The organism is uncultured Halovibrio sp. (assembly GCF_913056445.1).
Classification (GTDB): Bacteria; Pseudomonadota; Gammaproteobacteria; order Pseudomonadales; family Oleiphilaceae; genus Halospina; species Halospina utahensis_B.
In genome coordinates, this window is the sequence record NZ_CAJXMA010000028.1 from 16634 (window position 1) to 30854 (window position 14221).

Below are 14221 nucleotides of genomic sequence, written 5' to 3' on the forward strand. Positions count from 1 at the left end.
TGCCGTTTTTCTTTCTGGATGCTTAACAGAACCTAAACGTCAGTTCATTTAACACCCTTCAAACAGGTCCATGAACTCGTTGACCGGGGTGTTCTCGAGCGTCTTCTGGTCCTTGCAGAGGCTGAAGATCTGCTCGGAACGCTTCTGGGTGAAGCGGGTCGCCAGGTTGTTGCGGAACTTCTGCTCCAGCAGCGGGATGCCGTCCTTGCGGCGGCGGCGATGCCCGATCGGGTACTCCACGGCCACGTTCTCGGTGGTGGACCCGTCCTTGAAGAACACCTGGATGGCGTTGGCGATGGAGCGCTTGTCCTCTTCCAGGTACTCCCGGGTATAGCGCTCGTCCTCCTGGACCTCCATCTTGCCCCGGATCTCGTCGATGATCGGGTTGTTGGCGTGGAAGTCGTCCTCGTAGTGCTCCGCCGTCAGGTTGCCGAAGATCAGCGGCACGGCGGTCATGTACTGCAGGCAGTGGTCACGGTCGGCGGCGTTGGCGAGGTTGCCTTCCTTGGAGATGATGCGGATCGCGGATTCGTGGGTGGTGATCACGATCTTATCGATCTCGTCCAGCCGGTCCTTCACCTGGGGATGCAGGGTCACGGCGGCTTCGGCAGCGGTCTGGGCGTGGAATTCGGCCGGGAAGGAGATCTTGAACAGGACGTTCTCCATCACGTAGCTGCCGAAATCCTGGGGCAGCTTGAACTGGCGCTCCCCTTCCGGTTTGACCTGCTGGTCACGGTTGGTCTTGCTGAACAGCACGTCATAGAAGCCCCACTGCGGCGCGCTCAGGGCACCCGGAATGCCCATTTCCCCACGCTTGGCAATGTCAGCCAGGCGCACGGCGCGGGAGGTGGCATCACCCGCCGCCCAGGACTTGCGGGAGCCCGCGTTGGGCGCGTGCCGGTAGGTGCGCAGGGACTGGCCGTCAACCCAGGCGTGGGAGAGCGCGGCCATGATTTCTTCGCGGCCGCAACCCATGAGCTTGGCGGTTACCGCGGTGGAGGCGACCTTCACCAGAACCACGTGGTCCAGGCCAACGCGGTTGAACGAGTTCTCCAGTGCCAGCACGCCCTGGATCTCGTGGGCCATGATCATGCCCTCGATCACGTCGCGCATGGTCAGCGGGTCCTTGCCTTCAGAAACACGCTTCTGTGACAGGTGATCGGCAATGGCGAGGATGCCGCCAAGGTTGTCTGACGGGTGACCCCATTCAGCGGCCAGCCAGGTGTCGTTATAGTCGAGCCAGCGGATGATGCAGCCGATGTCCCAGGCGGCCTTGACCGGATCCAGGCGGAAGGGGGTTCCGGGCACGCGCGCGCCGTTGGGAACCTGGGTGCCTTCAACGATGGGGCCGAGGTGCTTGGTGCACTCGGGGAAACGCAGGGCCAGCAGACCACAGCCGAGGGTGTCCATCAGGCAGTTGCGGGCGGTGTCCAGGGCTTCCTTGCTTTTGATGTTGTAGTCGAGGACGTAGTCCGCGATTTTCTGGATGATGTCGTCGTAGTCCGGGCGGACGTTGGATTCTACGTTGGCGCTCATGATGTTTCCTTAATGGATTTTCCTGATAAAACCAGCTTGTTGATACTCCAGCCTACTCGCTACCGCTTCACTTGTAGGAGCGGGCATGCCCGCGACAAGGGCGGCCTGGCGCTGACATGGCGGCATCGCGCGCATGCGCGCTCCTACAGGGGGCTTCAGCGCTCGTCGATCGGCAGCCAGTCCTGGTGCTCCGGGCCGGTATAGTCGGCGCTCGGGCGGATGATGCGGTTGTTGGCACGCTGCTCCTTCACGTGGGCCGTCCAGCCGGAGACGCGTGACATCAGGAAGATGGGCGTGAACAGCTTGGTCGGGATGTTCATGAAGAAGTACGCGGAGGCGTGGAAGAAGTCCGCGTTCGGGAACAGCTTCTTCTCGCGCCACATGACCTCCTCGCACCGCTCGGAGATGTCGTAGAGGCTGGTGTCGCCGTAATCCTCGGCCAGTGCGTGGGACCATTTTTTGATGATGGCGTTACGCGGGTCGGCGTCGCGGTAGACGGCGTGGCCGAAGCCCATGATCTTGTCCTTGCGCTCCAGCATCCCGAGGAGTTTCTCCTCGGCGTCGTCCGGATCGTTGAAGCCTTCGATCATTTCCATTGCGGCTTCGTTGGCGCCGCCGTGGAGCGGGCCGCGCAGGCTGCCGATGGCGCCGGTGACGCAGGAGTGGATGTCCGAAAGCGTGGAGGCGCACACCCTTGCGGTGAAGGTGGAGGCGTTGAACTCGTGCTCGGCGTAAAGGATGAGCGAGACGTTCATCACATCGGCATGCAGCTGGCTGGGCTTGCGTCCGTGCAGCATGTGCAGGAAGTGGGAGCCGATGGTGTCGTCGTCCAGATCGGTGTCGATGCGCACGCCGTCGTGGCTGTAGCGGTACCAGTAACAGATGACGGCCGGGAGTGCCGCGAGCATGCGGTCGATGTGGTCATCCTGCTCGTCGAAGCTCTGTTCGGTCTCGAGGTTGCCCAGCATGGAGCAGCCAGTGCGCATCACGTCCATGGGGTGGGCGTCCGCTGGGATCCGCTCCAGCACCTCTTTAAGGGCATCCGGCAGGTGACGTTTGGCTGCCAGGCGTTTTCTGTAGGCTTCAAGTTCCCGCTGGTTGGGCAGGTGGCCGTGGATCAGAAGGTGCGCCACTTCCTCGAACTGGGCATTGTTGGCCAGATCGGTGATGTCGTAGCCGCGGTACGTAAGGCCGGTCCCGGTCTTGCCAACGGTGCAGAGTGCGGTCTCCCCTGCTACCTGGCCACGCAGGCCAGCGCCGCCTTGTGGTTTATCGCTCATGGTTCTTTCCTCTCACCTGTCATGCTTTTTGTTGCTGCTAGTTTTTCTGCGCAAAAAGTTCGTCGAGCTTGGCCTCGAATTCGTGATAGTCGAGGAAGTCATAGAGCTCGTCACGGGTCTGCATCTGGTCCACAACGGCCTTCTGGTCGCCGTCGTTGAGAATGTGCTGGTACACGTTGAGCGCGGCTTGGTTCATGGCCCGGAAGGCACTGAGCGGGTACAGCACCATGCCTACGCCCACATCCGCCAGTTCCTGCCGATTGAACAGCGGCGTCTTGCCGAACTCGGTGATGTTGGCCAGAACAGGCACATCCAGTTCCTCGACAAAGGCCCGATAGTCCTCCAGGTCCGCCACCGCTTCCGCGAAGATGGCGTCCGCTCCGGCGTCGACGCAGGCCTGGGCGCGGTCAATCGCGGCATCGCGACCTTCCTGGGCGAACGCGTCAGTGCGCGCAATGATGAAAAAATCCGGGTCCTGCCGGGCATCGGCCGCGGCCTTTACCCGGTCAACCATCTCGTCCTTTGAGACGATCTCCTTGTTCGGCCGGTGACCGCAGCGCTTCTGGGCCACCTGATCCTCAATGTGCACAGCGGCGACCCCGGCGCGCTCCATCTCGCGGATGGTACGGGCGATGTTGAGGGCCCCGCCCCAGCCCGTGTCGATATCCACAAGCAGGGGGATGTTCGATGCGGCGGTGATCCGGCGTGCATCCTCGACCACATCGTTCATGGTGGTCATGCCCAGATCCGGCAGGCCGAAGGAGGCGTTGGCGACGCCACCGCCGGAAAGATAGATCGCCCTGTGGCCGCTCTTCTCGGCCATGATGGCGGTATAGGCATTGATAGTGCCGACGATCTGGAGCGGCTGGTCTGTCAGCGCATCGCGGAAACGCTTACCGGGGGAACGGGAATCTGTCATGAGAGCACCTGTCGTGTCGGATCTCTATAAATGGGGCTGTCAGCACGGAATACTCGTGACTCAGCGCACAACTGTCAATCACCCTGCGTTGCCGATCAGCCTTGGCTCAATTTCCAGCGCCACACCAAAACGGGCCCGTACATCCTCGCGGATGCGCTCGGCCAGCGCCAGCAGTTCCGCCCCGGACCCATTGCCGTGATGGATCAGGACCAGGGCCTGTTTCGAATGCACCCCGACATGCGCCTGCCGGTGCCCTTTCCAGCCGCACTGCTCAATCAGCCATCCGGCCGCCAGTTTGACCCCGCGGGGATCCGGATGGGCCACCAGTTCCGGAAACCGTTGCCTCAGCGCATCGCCGGTAGTCTGATCCACCACTGGGTTCTTGAAGAAGCTGCCGGCATTGGGCAGTACAGCAGGATCCGGCAGTTTCGCCAGACGGATACGGCTGACCAGGTCGGCGATGGCCTCCGGTGTCAGTTCCTGTTGAGGGTCGTCATAACCGGCAACTTCCCGCGCAAGCTCGCCGTAATCCAACCGAAACGCCGCCGAGCGCGACAGGCGCACCCGTACGCGCACAATGATGAAGCGTTCGGGGTCACGCTTGAACAGGCTGTCCCGGTAGCCGAAGTCGCACGCTTCCGGTCCCAGGGTCCGGAAGCGCCCTTCCCGCCGGTCCCAGGCGTCGAGGCTTTCGAACACATCACTCAGTTCCCGGCCATAGGCCCCGATGTTCTGGATGGGTGCCGCTCCCACGGTCCCCGGGATCAGGGCCAGGTTCTCCAGCCCACGATACCCGATGGAGGCGGCGTAACGGACCACCGAATCCCAGTTCTCCCCGGCTCCCAGACTCAGGATGGCCCGGTCATCATCAAGAACCTGCCACTGGCGTTCATGGATGGCCATGCCCAGCACCAGGCCATTGATATCCGAGCGCAGCACCACGTTGCTGCCGCCGCCCAGGACCTGAACCGGCAGCTTCTGGTCATCCGCCCATTCCAGCAGCTCTGGAAGCGCCTCCGGGTTCACGATGTGGGCGAACCACTGGGCGTGACCCGGCAACCGCAGGCTATTGCACGGCTGCAGGTCGACCCCCTGTTCAAGAACCCCCTGGTTCATAGGCCATGCCGCGTACGCAACTCGGCAAGCAGACCTTCGCCCGCATCCGTGATCAGGTCCAGAACCCGCGCAAAGCCGGACTCTCCGCCATAGTACGGATCCGGCACCTCCTGCGTATCCGCATGGCGGGCGTAGCTGAGAAACAGTTCCACAGAGGCATCCGCATTGGGCGGCGCCATGGCTCGCAGATCCCCGTGGTTGGCAAGGTCCATCGCCAGGATGTGATCAAAGGTGTAGAAATCCTCCAGCGAGACCTGGCGCGCCCGCTGGTCCGTCAGGTCAATGCCGCGCTGGCGGGCGGCGTCGGTGGCCCGGGGATCCGGCGATTTCCCCACATGCCAGTACCCTGTGCCCGCGGAATCGATCCGGATACGGTCCTGCAGCCCGGCATCCTGCAGCTGCTTTGCAAACACGCCCTGGGCCGTGGGTGAGCGGCAGATATTGCCGAGGCACACAAACAGAATGGAGACCGGTTGTGTCATAGTGCGTCACTCCTGATGGGGTGATGGGCCGGCAAGGCGTGCACGGACCCGTTCCAGGTCCGCTTCCGTATCCACCCCTGCCGGCGGGGTCTGTTCAGCAATGCCCACCTGGATCCGCGCGCCGTGCCAGAGCGCCCGCAGCTGCTCCAGGGATTCCGCGCGTTCCAGCGGCGCCGGCTGCCAGCCCACAAACTGGTGCAGCAGGCTGACCCGGTAGGCATAGAGGCCAATGTGGCGGTACCAGCCGGCTGTCTCCGGCACCTGTTCCAGCCGGCGCCGGTCCTCGAAGGTCTCCCGGTCCCAGGGAATGGGCGCACGGGAGAAATAGAGCGCGCGCCCGGCTTCATCCATGACCACTTTCACGGCATTGGGATTGAAGAGTTCCTCCGGGTCCCTGATGGGCTCACAGAGGGTGGCGATGGCGGCATCCGGCGCGCCCTCGAGCAGCCCGGCCACCTGGTTGATCAGCCCGGCGGGCAGCAGCGGCTCATCCCCCTGGACATTGACGACGATCGCATCGTCCTCCAGCCCCAGTGTGGTGGCCACCTCCTGAAGGCGATCCGTACCCGAGGGATGATCATCCCGGGTCATGACGGCCTCGCCTCCAAAGCCCCGGACTGCCTCACCAATGCGCTCGGAGTCGGTAGCAATGATCACCCTGCCCGCCCCGCTTTCCGCGGCCCGGTCCCAGACGTGCTGGATCATGGGCCGGCCGCCGATGTCCGCCAGGGGCTTGCCCGGCAGGCGGCTGGAGGCATAACGGGCGGGGATGACGACAGTGAAGGCCATGGGGAATCCGCTCAGCGTACCGGCGTAAGCCGTTCGTCAGTGGTCAGGGAGCGGGCTTCCTCGGGCAGCATCACGGGGATGCCCTCACGGATGGGGAACGCCATGGCATCATTGCGGCAGATGAGTTCCTGCGCCTCGGCGTCGTAGATGAGCTTGCCGTGGCACACGGGGCAGGCAAGCAGTGCGATCTGGCGTTTATCCATGGGTTCTGTCCTTCCCCGGCAGTTCAAGCTTTTGATCCAGTTCGGTAACCAGTGCGGCGTCCGGCCTGGCGATCACGTCCAGGACCCAGACATCGTCCCTGGCGATTGTGCGGCATTTTACGCCATCCTTGGCGGTCATCACGACCGGTCCATGTGGAAAGTCCAGGTCATCCGAACGGAAACGATGGTGGTCGTCGAACGGATGGGGAATGACCCGGGCACCGAGGTCGTTAAGCGTATCAAAGAAACGCGCGGGGTTCCCTATCCCAGCGACCGCGTTCACCACGCGCCCGCTGAGCCATTCCAGGTCCCGGGTCTCACCGCTGCTCAGGTTGCGCAGCACGGTTGGCACCAGGGTCACTGCGTAGCACTGCTTAGCGCCCGGCAACCCGCCCCGGAACGTAGCGTGCTCCGGTTGGCCCGTGGTCAGGCAGAAATCCACCGATCGTACCCGCTCCAGCGGTTCACGCAGCGGGCCCACCGGCATCAGTGCCCCGTTGCCGACACCCCGGGCGCCATCGAAAATGCAGAACTCCAAGGTCCGTGCCAGGGCGTAGTGCTGCAGGCCGTCATCACAGACCAGCACATCCCCCAGCTTGTCATGTTCCGCATAGGCCGCGGAGCGGGCGCGTCTGGGATCCACGAGAACCGGCACACCGGTCTGCTGCGCCAGCATCACCGGCTCATCACCACAGGCCGCGGGGTCCGAGTCGGGGGCCACGGCACAGGGATAGTGATCCGGCCTGGCGCCGTAGCCCCGGCTGAGGATGACCGGTCGCCACCCCTGCGCTTTCAGATGGCTTACCAGCCAGGCCGTGAAGGGGGATTTGCCGGTACCGCCAACCGTGATGTTGCCAACAACCAATACCGGCAAGGGGGAATGATGGACGGGGCGCCGCCCATTCCGGTAAGCCCTGCGGCGCCGGTTCACCAGCCAGCCGTAAAGCCACGCCAACGGTGCGAGCCATCCCAGGGGGCGTCTATCCGTATACCAGAGGCGTTCCAGCGTATCCCCCATAGTCCGCGGCCCTGTGCTCAGGCGTCGTCTGAGAACTGGAGGCGGTGCAGCGCCGCGTAGGCCCCGTCATGCTCAATCAGCTCACGGTGGCTACCGATCTCCACCAGGCGCCCGCCATCCATGACCGCGATTCGATCGGCGGATTCGATGGTCGAAAGACGGTGGGCAATCACCAGCGTGGTCCGCCCGGCCATGACCTCTTCCAGCGCCTCCTGAATATGACGCTCAGACTCGGTATCCAGCGCGGAGGTGGCCTCGTCCAGGATCAGGATCGGGGCATCCTTGATCAGGGCCCGGGCGATCGCCAGGCGCTGGCGCTGGCCACCGGACAGCAGCACACCATTATCCCCGACCATGGTGTCAAAACCCTGGGGCAGATCCTCGATGAACGACAGCGCATGGGCCTTGCGTGCCGCCTCCCGCACGACCTCCCGGCTGGCGCCGCTCATCTCGCCATAGGCGATGTTATTGGCCACGGTGTCGTTAAACAGGACCACGCTCTGGGTCACCAGCGCGATCTGGCGCCGCAGTGCTTCGAGCTTGAAGTCCCTTACGGAGACATCGTCGATCCGGATATCCCCATCCGTCAGTTCGTAGAACCTCGGGATCAGGCTCACCAGGGTGGACTTGCCGCTGCCGGAGCGCCCCACCAGCGCCAGGGTCTCCCCCGCCGCCACGTTCAGGTTGATGCCCTTGAGCACGTATTCGTACTGCTCCTGGTAATGGAACCACAGATCCTGGAAATCGATGCGGCCATCCACGCGGCCCGGATCCCGGGTCCCGGTATCTTCTTCCTCGGGATAGTCGATGCTTTCGAAAATACTCTGGGACGCCGCGATCCCCTTCTGGATCTTGGCGTGGACCGAAGTCAGCTGGCGCACGGGCTTGGCCATGGTTGAGGCGGCGGTGATGAAGGCAACGAACTGGCCTGTGGTCATGGCGTCCCGGAATTCCGGCGACAGGGCCACCCAGATCAGGAAGCCGATGGCCAGCGAGACCAGGACCTGGACCACAGGGGTACTGATGGCCTGGGTCTTGGCCATTTTCAGGCTCTGGCGCAGGTTGTCCCAGCTGACCTTGCGGAAACGCCCGGATTCACGCTCTGCGCCCCCGAAGGTGCGCACCACCCGGTAGCCGGTGATGGCCTCCGATGAGACATGGGTCACATCTCCCATGGAGTACTGGATACGGCGGCTGATACGACGGAAACGACGGCTCACATAGCTGATGATCCAGCCGATGATCGGCCCCACCGCCAGGAACAGTAAGGTCAGCTTCCAGTTGGTGTAGAACATGAACCCGAGCAGGCCGACCACGGTCAGCCCCTCGCGCAGGATGATGGTCACGGCCTCGGTGGCGGCGTCCGTCACCTGCTCGATGTTGAAGGTGATCTTGGAGACCAGGTGCCCTGAGGATGTCTGGTCGTAGAACCTTGAGGGCACCCGCATGAGATGGTCGAACACCTGCACGCGCATCACATTGACGATGTTACGCCCGACATAGTTCATGTAGTACTTGCTCAGGAAGAAACCGACGCCGCGGATCGTGAACACACCGATGATCAGCATCGGCAGGAAGCGCCGGTTTTCGGGCGTGGGGTTCTGCAGCGCCTCGATCACGAACTCCATGGACCAGGCCATGGCCGTGGAGGCACCGGCATACACCGCATTGCCCAGGGTCGCGACGGCAAACGCCACCCAGAACGGGATCGCGTACCGCAGGAGTCGTTTATAGACCTGCCAGTTGGTCAGGTCTGAGATATCGGAATCATTCGCCATTGGCGTCGGGGCTGTTCTGGGTGCTGATGCTCAGGCCGGTAAAGCCGAGGCTGCCAGCCACGTCCATTGCACGTACCACCAGCTCGTGGCGGGCATCGGCGTCGGCGGTAATGATGAACGGAAGCTCGGTATTGCCTTCGGCCACGCTCTGGATGCGTTCATTCAGAGCCTGGCGTTCAACGCCCTCAAGGCGTTCGCCGTTGATGGAATAGACACCATCGGCACTGATCTCCACTTCAATGCGCTTGTTTTCCTGCTCCGCCTCGGTTCCCTCGGCCTCGGGCAGGTCGATCTGGAGTTCAGTCTCACGCGTGAAGGTGGTCGAGACCATGAAGAAGATCAGCAGCAGGAACACCACGTCGATCAGTGGCGTGAGGTTAACCGAAACCTCCTGTTGCGACTGACGCCGGAACTTCACTGCTCACCGCCCTCGTCGACAATGATGTCACGGTCACCGTGGACCACTTCCACCAGCTTGATGGCTTCCTGTTCCATGTTCACGACCATCTCGTCCACACGACGGATGAAGAAGCGGTGGAAGACAAGAGCCGGGATGGCCACGGTCAGGCCCGACGCAGTCGTGATCAGGGCCTCGGAAATGCCGCCCGCCAGAACGCCGGGGTCACCCACGCCAGCCAGCTGGATCTGGGAGAACACCTTGATCATACCGATGACCGTACCCAGGAGACCCAGCAGCGGCGTGATGACCGCGATCGTTCCCAGCGGGTTGAGGAAGCGCTCAAGCTCATGCACCACCTGGGAGGCTTCGTGTTCGATGCTCTCCTTCATGATGTCACGGCCATGCTTGGCGTTACTGAGCCCGGCCGCCATGATCCGGCCAATGGGCGAGGATTCCTGGATCGCCTTGAGGCGGCGTGAGTTCAGCTCCTTTTTCTTGATCAGCCGCCAGAGCTCATTGGTGGTCGCCGCCGGCGCCACGCGACTGATCCGAAGCGCATAGAACCGCTCAATGATGATGGCCAGCGCCAGGATGGAACAGATCAGCAGCGGAATCATGATGAATCCGCCGGGCCTCAGAAGCTCGAGCACACGCCTTCTCCATGCTGTTGAACAAGCGCCGACACTTTAGCACAGGCGCACCTTCTGGCCACAATCCCGCGCGGGTTCCACGCGCCACCCGCCCTCTTCCGGCAGCAATCGCAGTTCCCCGGTGCGCGGTGTGAACAGCACCCGCGTCGCCGCATTCTCATATCGCTCAAGGGCCGGCGCCCCGGCCTCTCCCTGATACCAATCGGGCGGTGCCAGCACCGAAACCGACGGCGACAACGCCTCAATGAAGCCGAGTTGCGAGGACCGCCCCTGACCACCCCTGGGCGCCACCAGCAGATCGACCTCCAGGCCCTTGCCGAGTCCCCTGAGAATACGCCTTTCCCCACGGCGGTCCACGGGCCCGGCAAGCAACGCCGTGCGTTCTCCGCTGCGCAGCAGCAGACTGCACTGTCCGCCCGCAGCCATCCCACTCAGGGTGATACGCCCCCTGCCGGTGTGTTGCTCCAGCGTACATGCGGGCGTTTGAATAACACGGCGGACATCCGGAAGCCTGGGGGACACCCAGTATTGCTGCGGGTCCATATCCGGATCCCCCAGCACCAGTTGATCGATCACGCTGATCCCCAGCGTATCCAGCCAGGCACCTATTCGGTCACGGGTAATCGCCCGGGTCCGCGAACCGGGCTCACGCCCATCAAACAGCACCGTCCACGCCCCATCCCGGATCACAACCACCGGCCCACCCACGCCATCCGCCACCCTCACCTCATGGGCACTCCCAACGGGTGCCACCGGCTGATGCCCAGCCAGGGGAACCAGGCCCAGCACAGCACCGGCAAGCAGGCGGTAGGGCCAGCCAACCGGCAACATCGCACACAGGACAAGAGCAGCACCCACCAATGCGGTGCCGGGGGCGGGCACGGGCAGTTCAAAGGCCCACTGCTGGGCCCAGCCCAGGAATGACCAGAGCACGGTGACCGCCATATCCACCCCCGGAAGGACCCAACTGGCGGACTCCGGATGGAGCAGCAATAAGGGTGCGGCAACCAGAATCACCGGCATCACCACAACGGAAAGCCAGGGAATGGCAACCAGATTCACAGCAAAGGCAACGCCGGACGGGGCCATTCCATGCCACAGCAACAGCGGTGCAAGACCGGCCACCACGGCAAACTGGGCCAGCACCAGACCACTCACGGCACCGGGGGAACGGAGGCGGGCGCCCAGCCCCAGTATGAGGCAGGCCACGGCGCCGAAGGACAGCCAGAAACCCGGCCCCCACAGGGCCCGTGGCTCCAGCACCACCACCATCATCAGGGCCATCAGCCAACCGTCCCAGAGCCGCCATTGGCGTCCGGAGGCGAGCATCCAGCCCGCCACGGCCACCATCACCAGCGCGCGCTGGGTCGGCACGGTCAATCCAGCAAGCAGCGCGTATCCCGTCGCCACCAGCCCGACCAGGACAAAAGCGATCATCCGACCCGGGGCAGGTCGCCTGTGGGCCGCGCGGGTAATGGGCGCCCCCAGGACCGCGCCGGCAATGGCGGCCACCAGTCCCACGTGCAGGCCGGAAATGGCCACCAGATGCTGGGTCCCCGTGGCATCAAGCCGACCCCAGTGCTCTTGCTTGAGGCCCGCGCGGCTGCCAAAGAGCAGCGCCTCCACCAGCTCAGGATTGCGAAGGCGCTGTCCGTGACGATTGAGGCGGTGGATCAGCCCAATGCGGGCTGCATGGTAGTGGCAGGCGAGGCCACAGAATTCGGGGGCGGGCTCCATGCTGCGGACCCTGGCAATGGTGCCGATGCGCTCGCGCCAGAGCCACTTCTCAAATCCGCCACCGCCGGCGTTGAGCGGGGCACGCGGCGGATTCAGGCGAGCTTCAAGCACCACGCCGCCACTGATCCGGTGGCGGGAAGCCTCGCCGTCCAGCGTGGCCCTGATCCGGGCAGGCAGGTGTCCATCCCCTCCGCTGGTACAGACCACAAAAGCCAGGTGACCGCCGCTGGTGGGCCGGGCGGGGTCACAGACATAGCCGTTAACAGTAACCGGCTCCGTCCATGCCTTTGGCTCTGTGGGTGGCTGTACCCCTGGCCATTCCAGTAGGATAAGCACAACTGTCAGCGCCAGCATCCCTGCGCGCATAGCACCCTTCCCTGTCATACCGTGTTTTCGTTCGGATGAGGTGAGCTTCACTCATGGACAGACGTTTCTTCAAGCGCCTCATCCCTCACCCGGATCAGCTCCGCCGGTTCCGTGCCCTGAAGCTGCTCGGCGACGTCCTGCATGAACCCAACCTGTGGCACATCAACCGCCACTCGGTGTCCAGGGCCATCCTGCTCGGCGTGTTCTGGTGCATGGTGCCCATGCCGTTCCAGAGCCTGCCGGCCGCCATGACGGCCATCTGGTTCAATGCCAACCTGCCGCTGACACTGATCACCCTCTGGATCAGCAACCCACTGACAATGGGACCACTGCTCTACGCCGGTTACGCCGTCGGTGTCCTGGTGCTCGGGCGCCCCGGGGAGGCCGAGCAGTTCCAGCTCAGCTGGGAGTGGATCAGCAGCCGCCTGATCGAGGTGGGTGTGCCGCTGTACATCGGGTCCCTGATCCTGGGCGTGGTCTTTTCGCTGAGCGCCTATCTCGCCATCCAGCAGTTATGGCGCCGGCGTGTGCGCCAGCGCTGGCATCAGCGCCAGTACGAACGCCGCCTCAGGAATCGGCCTCACTGAGCCCACCGTGGTCCAGGCGCAGCACGCGTCCCATCCCCTGAGCCAGCTCCAGGTCATGGGTGACCACCACGAAGGCGGAATCCAGCTGCTCGTTCAGTTCGCGCATCAACCCCTGGATCCGCTCGCCGGTATCGTCATCCAGATTGCCCGTGGGCTCGTCCATCAGCACACAGCGCGGGTCGTTGACCAGTGCCCGCGCAATCGCCACCCGCTGGCGTTCACCGCCGGACAGCTCCGATGGCTTGTGCCTGAGGCGCTCACCCAGGCCAACACGCTCCAGCAGATCCCGGGCCTTCGCCCTCGCCTGGCGGGGACTGTAACGCCCCAGCGCCGCCGGAAGCGCCACGTTGTCGAGCGCACTGAACTCCGCCAGCAGGTGGTGGAACTGGTAGACGAACCCCAGGGTGCGGTTGCGGAAGCGGCAGCGCTCACGCTCGCGCATGCCATGGATGGCCTCGCCGTCGATCCAGACATCCCCCTCGCTGGGCCGGTCCAGCCCACCCAGCATGTTGAGCAGTGTGGTCTTGCCGGAGCCGGAACTGCCCACAATGGCCAGGGTTTCCCCGGGCGCAACGCTCAGGTTCACGTCCGAGAACACGCGCAGGGTTTCGCGCCCTTCGCGGTACGTCTTGGCCAGGTTACGGCACTGGATGATCGGTGTCTCACTCATAGCGCAGGGCCTCCGCCGGCTGCACCCGGGAGGCGCGCCACGCCGGGTAGATGGTTGCAAGCAGGCTCATGGCAAGGCCGGCGCCACCGACAATGAGCACGTCGTTGAGCTGCAGTTCCGACGGCAGGTAACTGATGAAATACACATCCGCACTCAGGAACTGCATGCTGAGCACGCTCTCGATCCACTCGATCACGCTGCTGATGTTGAGCGCCAGCAGTACGCCCAGGCCGGTGCCGATGAGGGTGCCGCCCACGCCGATCACGCCCCCCTGGATGATGAACACGGCCATGATGCCGGCCGGGGTCATCCCCATGGTCCGGAGAATGGCGATATCCGCCTTCTTGTCCGTCACCACCATGACCAGCGCCGAGACAATGTTGAATGCGGCCACGGCCACGATGAACATCAGCAGCAGACCGATCATGGTCTTTTCCATCTGGATCGCCTGAAAGAGGTTGCCGTGGGTCTGGGTCCAGTTCATGGTCCGATAGGCGCCCGGCAGCGACTGCGCGATCTGATTGGCCACCCGCGGAGCCTGGAAAAGCTCCTCCACCTCGATCCGCACGCCCTGAGCCTTATCCCCGAGACGGAGCAGTTTGCCGGCATCCTTGTAGTGGATCAGGGTGTAGCTGCTGTCGAGTTCCGCCCCGACACTGAAGGTGCCCACCAGCGTGAACCGTTTCATCC

Annotated in this window: 15 protein-coding genes; 1 reads left to right on the top strand and 14 read right to left on the bottom strand. The window is 63.7% G+C overall.

Going from position 1 to position 14221, the window contains the following annotated elements:
* Positions 1 to 48: 48 nt before the first annotated feature.
* The 12 genes from prpD to QZ501_RS07600 form a co-directional block, all read right to left on the bottom strand.
* The gene (gene prpD / locus QZ501_RS07545) at positions 49 to 1536 is read right to left on the bottom strand and encodes a 2-methylcitrate dehydratase (protein ID WP_295718486.1); all 1488 of its coding nucleotides are present in this window, start codon (positions 1534 to 1536) and stop codon (positions 49 to 51) included.
* Between the two features lie 155 nt (positions 1537 to 1691).
* Positions 1692 to 2816, bottom strand: coding sequence for a 2-methylcitrate synthase (prpC, locus tag QZ501_RS07550; RefSeq protein ID WP_151439471.1), 1125 nt, complete (start codon positions 2814 to 2816; stop codon positions 1692 to 1694).
* Positions 2817 to 2853: 37 nt separating this feature from the next.
* Positions 2854 to 3735 carry a methylisocitrate lyase gene (prpB, locus tag QZ501_RS07555; RefSeq protein WP_151439470.1) on the bottom strand — a complete coding sequence of 294 codons (882 nt, stop codon included), beginning with the start codon at positions 3733 to 3735 and terminating at the stop codon, positions 2854 to 2856.
* Positions 3736 to 3813: 78 nt separating this feature from the next.
* Positions 3814 to 4851, bottom strand: a complete 1038-nt coding sequence (murB, locus tag QZ501_RS07560; protein WP_295718490.1) for a UDP-N-acetylmuramate dehydrogenase — start codon at positions 4849 to 4851, stop codon at positions 3814 to 3816.
* Positions 4848 to 5333 (bottom strand): low molecular weight protein-tyrosine-phosphatase, encoded by a 486-nt coding sequence (locus tag QZ501_RS07565; RefSeq protein WP_295718492.1) that lies wholly within the window; start codon positions 5331 to 5333, stop codon positions 4848 to 4850. Before QZ501_RS07565 ends, murB begins: the two co-directional genes overlap by 4 nt.
* 6 nt (positions 5334 to 5339) lie before the next feature.
* Positions 5340 to 6122 carry a 3-deoxy-manno-octulosonate cytidylyltransferase gene (gene kdsB / locus QZ501_RS07570; protein ID WP_295718494.1) on the bottom strand — a complete coding sequence of 261 codons (783 nt, stop codon included), beginning with the start codon at positions 6120 to 6122 and terminating at the stop codon, positions 5340 to 5342.
* A gap of 11 nt (positions 6123 to 6133) precedes the next feature.
* Entirely contained in the window at positions 6134 to 6325 is a 192-nt protein-coding gene (locus QZ501_RS07575) for a Trm112 family protein (protein WP_151439466.1), read from the bottom strand.
* Positions 6318 to 7343, bottom strand: coding sequence for a tetraacyldisaccharide 4'-kinase (gene lpxK, locus QZ501_RS07580; RefSeq protein ID WP_295718498.1), 1026 nt, complete (start codon positions 7341 to 7343; stop codon positions 6318 to 6320). The genes QZ501_RS07575 and lpxK overlap by 8 nt, the downstream gene beginning before the upstream one ends.
* A 17-nt stretch (positions 7344 to 7360) precedes the next feature.
* Entirely contained in the window at positions 7361 to 9121 is a 1761-nt protein-coding gene (gene msbA, locus QZ501_RS07585) for a lipid A export permease/ATP-binding protein MsbA (RefSeq protein WP_295718501.1), read from the bottom strand.
* A complete protein-coding gene (locus QZ501_RS07590) occupies positions 9111 to 9539 on the bottom strand; it encodes a biopolymer transporter ExbD (RefSeq protein ID WP_151439463.1) in 429 nt (142 codons plus the stop codon). The genes msbA and QZ501_RS07590 overlap by 11 nt, the downstream gene beginning before the upstream one ends.
* Complete coding sequence (locus QZ501_RS07595; protein ID WP_151439462.1) at positions 9536 to 10171, bottom strand: MotA/TolQ/ExbB proton channel family protein; 636 nt, start codon at positions 10169 to 10171, stop codon at positions 9536 to 9538. The genes QZ501_RS07590 and QZ501_RS07595 overlap by 4 nt, the downstream gene beginning before the upstream one ends.
* 36 nt (positions 10172 to 10207) lie before the next feature.
* The gene (locus QZ501_RS07600; RefSeq protein WP_295718505.1) at positions 10208 to 12274 is read right to left on the bottom strand and encodes a ComEC/Rec2 family competence protein; all 2067 of its coding nucleotides are present in this window, start codon (positions 12272 to 12274) and stop codon (positions 10208 to 10210) included.
* Positions 12275 to 12327: 53 nt separating this feature from the next.
* Between QZ501_RS07600 and QZ501_RS07605 the strand changes: the two genes are divergently transcribed.
* Positions 12328 to 12861, top strand: coding sequence for a DUF2062 domain-containing protein (locus tag QZ501_RS07605; protein ID WP_295718508.1), 534 nt, complete (start codon positions 12328 to 12330; stop codon positions 12859 to 12861).
* Here QZ501_RS07605 and QZ501_RS07610 read toward each other — a convergent pair.
* Together QZ501_RS07610 and QZ501_RS07615 are read right to left on the bottom strand one after the other, a co-directional pair.
* Complete coding sequence (locus tag QZ501_RS07610; RefSeq protein WP_295718511.1) at positions 12842 to 13531, bottom strand: ABC transporter ATP-binding protein; 690 nt, start codon at positions 13529 to 13531, stop codon at positions 12842 to 12844. The two genes, QZ501_RS07605 and QZ501_RS07610, sit on opposite strands and share 20 nt — an antisense overlap.
* A partial coding sequence (locus tag QZ501_RS07615) for an FtsX-like permease family protein (RefSeq protein ID WP_295718514.1) occupies positions 13524 to 14221 on the bottom strand: 698 nt, incomplete at its 5' end. The genes QZ501_RS07615 and QZ501_RS07610, both read right to left, overlap by 8 nt.

What these genes read in the sequence shown, in the direction of transcription:
- prpD (WP_295718486.1), bottom strand. Translation starts at nt 1,536, where the DNA reads ATGAGCGCCAACGTAGAATCCAACGTCCGCCCGGACTACGACGACATC.
- prpC (WP_151439471.1), bottom strand. Translation starts at nt 2,816, where the DNA reads ATGAGCGATAAACCACAAGGCGGCGCTGGCCTGCGTGGCCAGGTAGCA.
- prpB (WP_151439470.1), bottom strand. Translation starts at nt 3,735, where the DNA reads ATGACAGATTCCCGTTCCCCCGGTAAGCGTTTCCGCGATGCGCTGACA.
- murB (WP_295718490.1), bottom strand. Translation starts at nt 4,851, where the DNA reads ATGAACCAGGGGGTTCTTGAACAGGGGGTCGACCTGCAGCCGTGCAAT.
- QZ501_RS07565 (WP_295718492.1), bottom strand. Translation starts at nt 5,333, where the DNA reads ATGACACAACCGGTCTCCATTCTGTTTGTGTGCCTCGGCAATATCTGC.
- kdsB (WP_295718494.1), bottom strand. Translation starts at nt 6,122, where the DNA reads ATGGCCTTCACTGTCGTCATCCCCGCCCGTTATGCCTCCAGCCGCCTG.
- QZ501_RS07575 (WP_151439466.1), bottom strand. Translation starts at nt 6,325, where the DNA reads ATGGATAAACGCCAGATCGCACTGCTTGCCTGCCCCGTGTGCCACGGC.
- lpxK (WP_295718498.1), bottom strand. Translation starts at nt 7,343, where the DNA reads ATGGGGGATACGCTGGAACGCCTCTGGTATACGGATAGACGCCCCCTG.
- msbA (WP_295718501.1), bottom strand. Translation starts at nt 9,121, where the DNA reads ATGGCGAATGATTCCGATATCTCAGACCTGACCAACTGGCAGGTCTAT.
- QZ501_RS07600 (WP_295718505.1), bottom strand. Translation starts at nt 12,274, where the DNA reads ATGCGCGCAGGGATGCTGGCGCTGACAGTTGTGCTTATCCTACTGGAA.
- QZ501_RS07605 (WP_295718508.1), top strand. Translation starts at nt 12,328, where the DNA reads ATGGACAGACGTTTCTTCAAGCGCCTCATCCCTCACCCGGATCAGCTC.
- QZ501_RS07610 (WP_295718511.1), bottom strand. Translation starts at nt 13,531, where the DNA reads ATGAGTGAGACACCGATCATCCAGTGCCGTAACCTGGCCAAGACGTAC.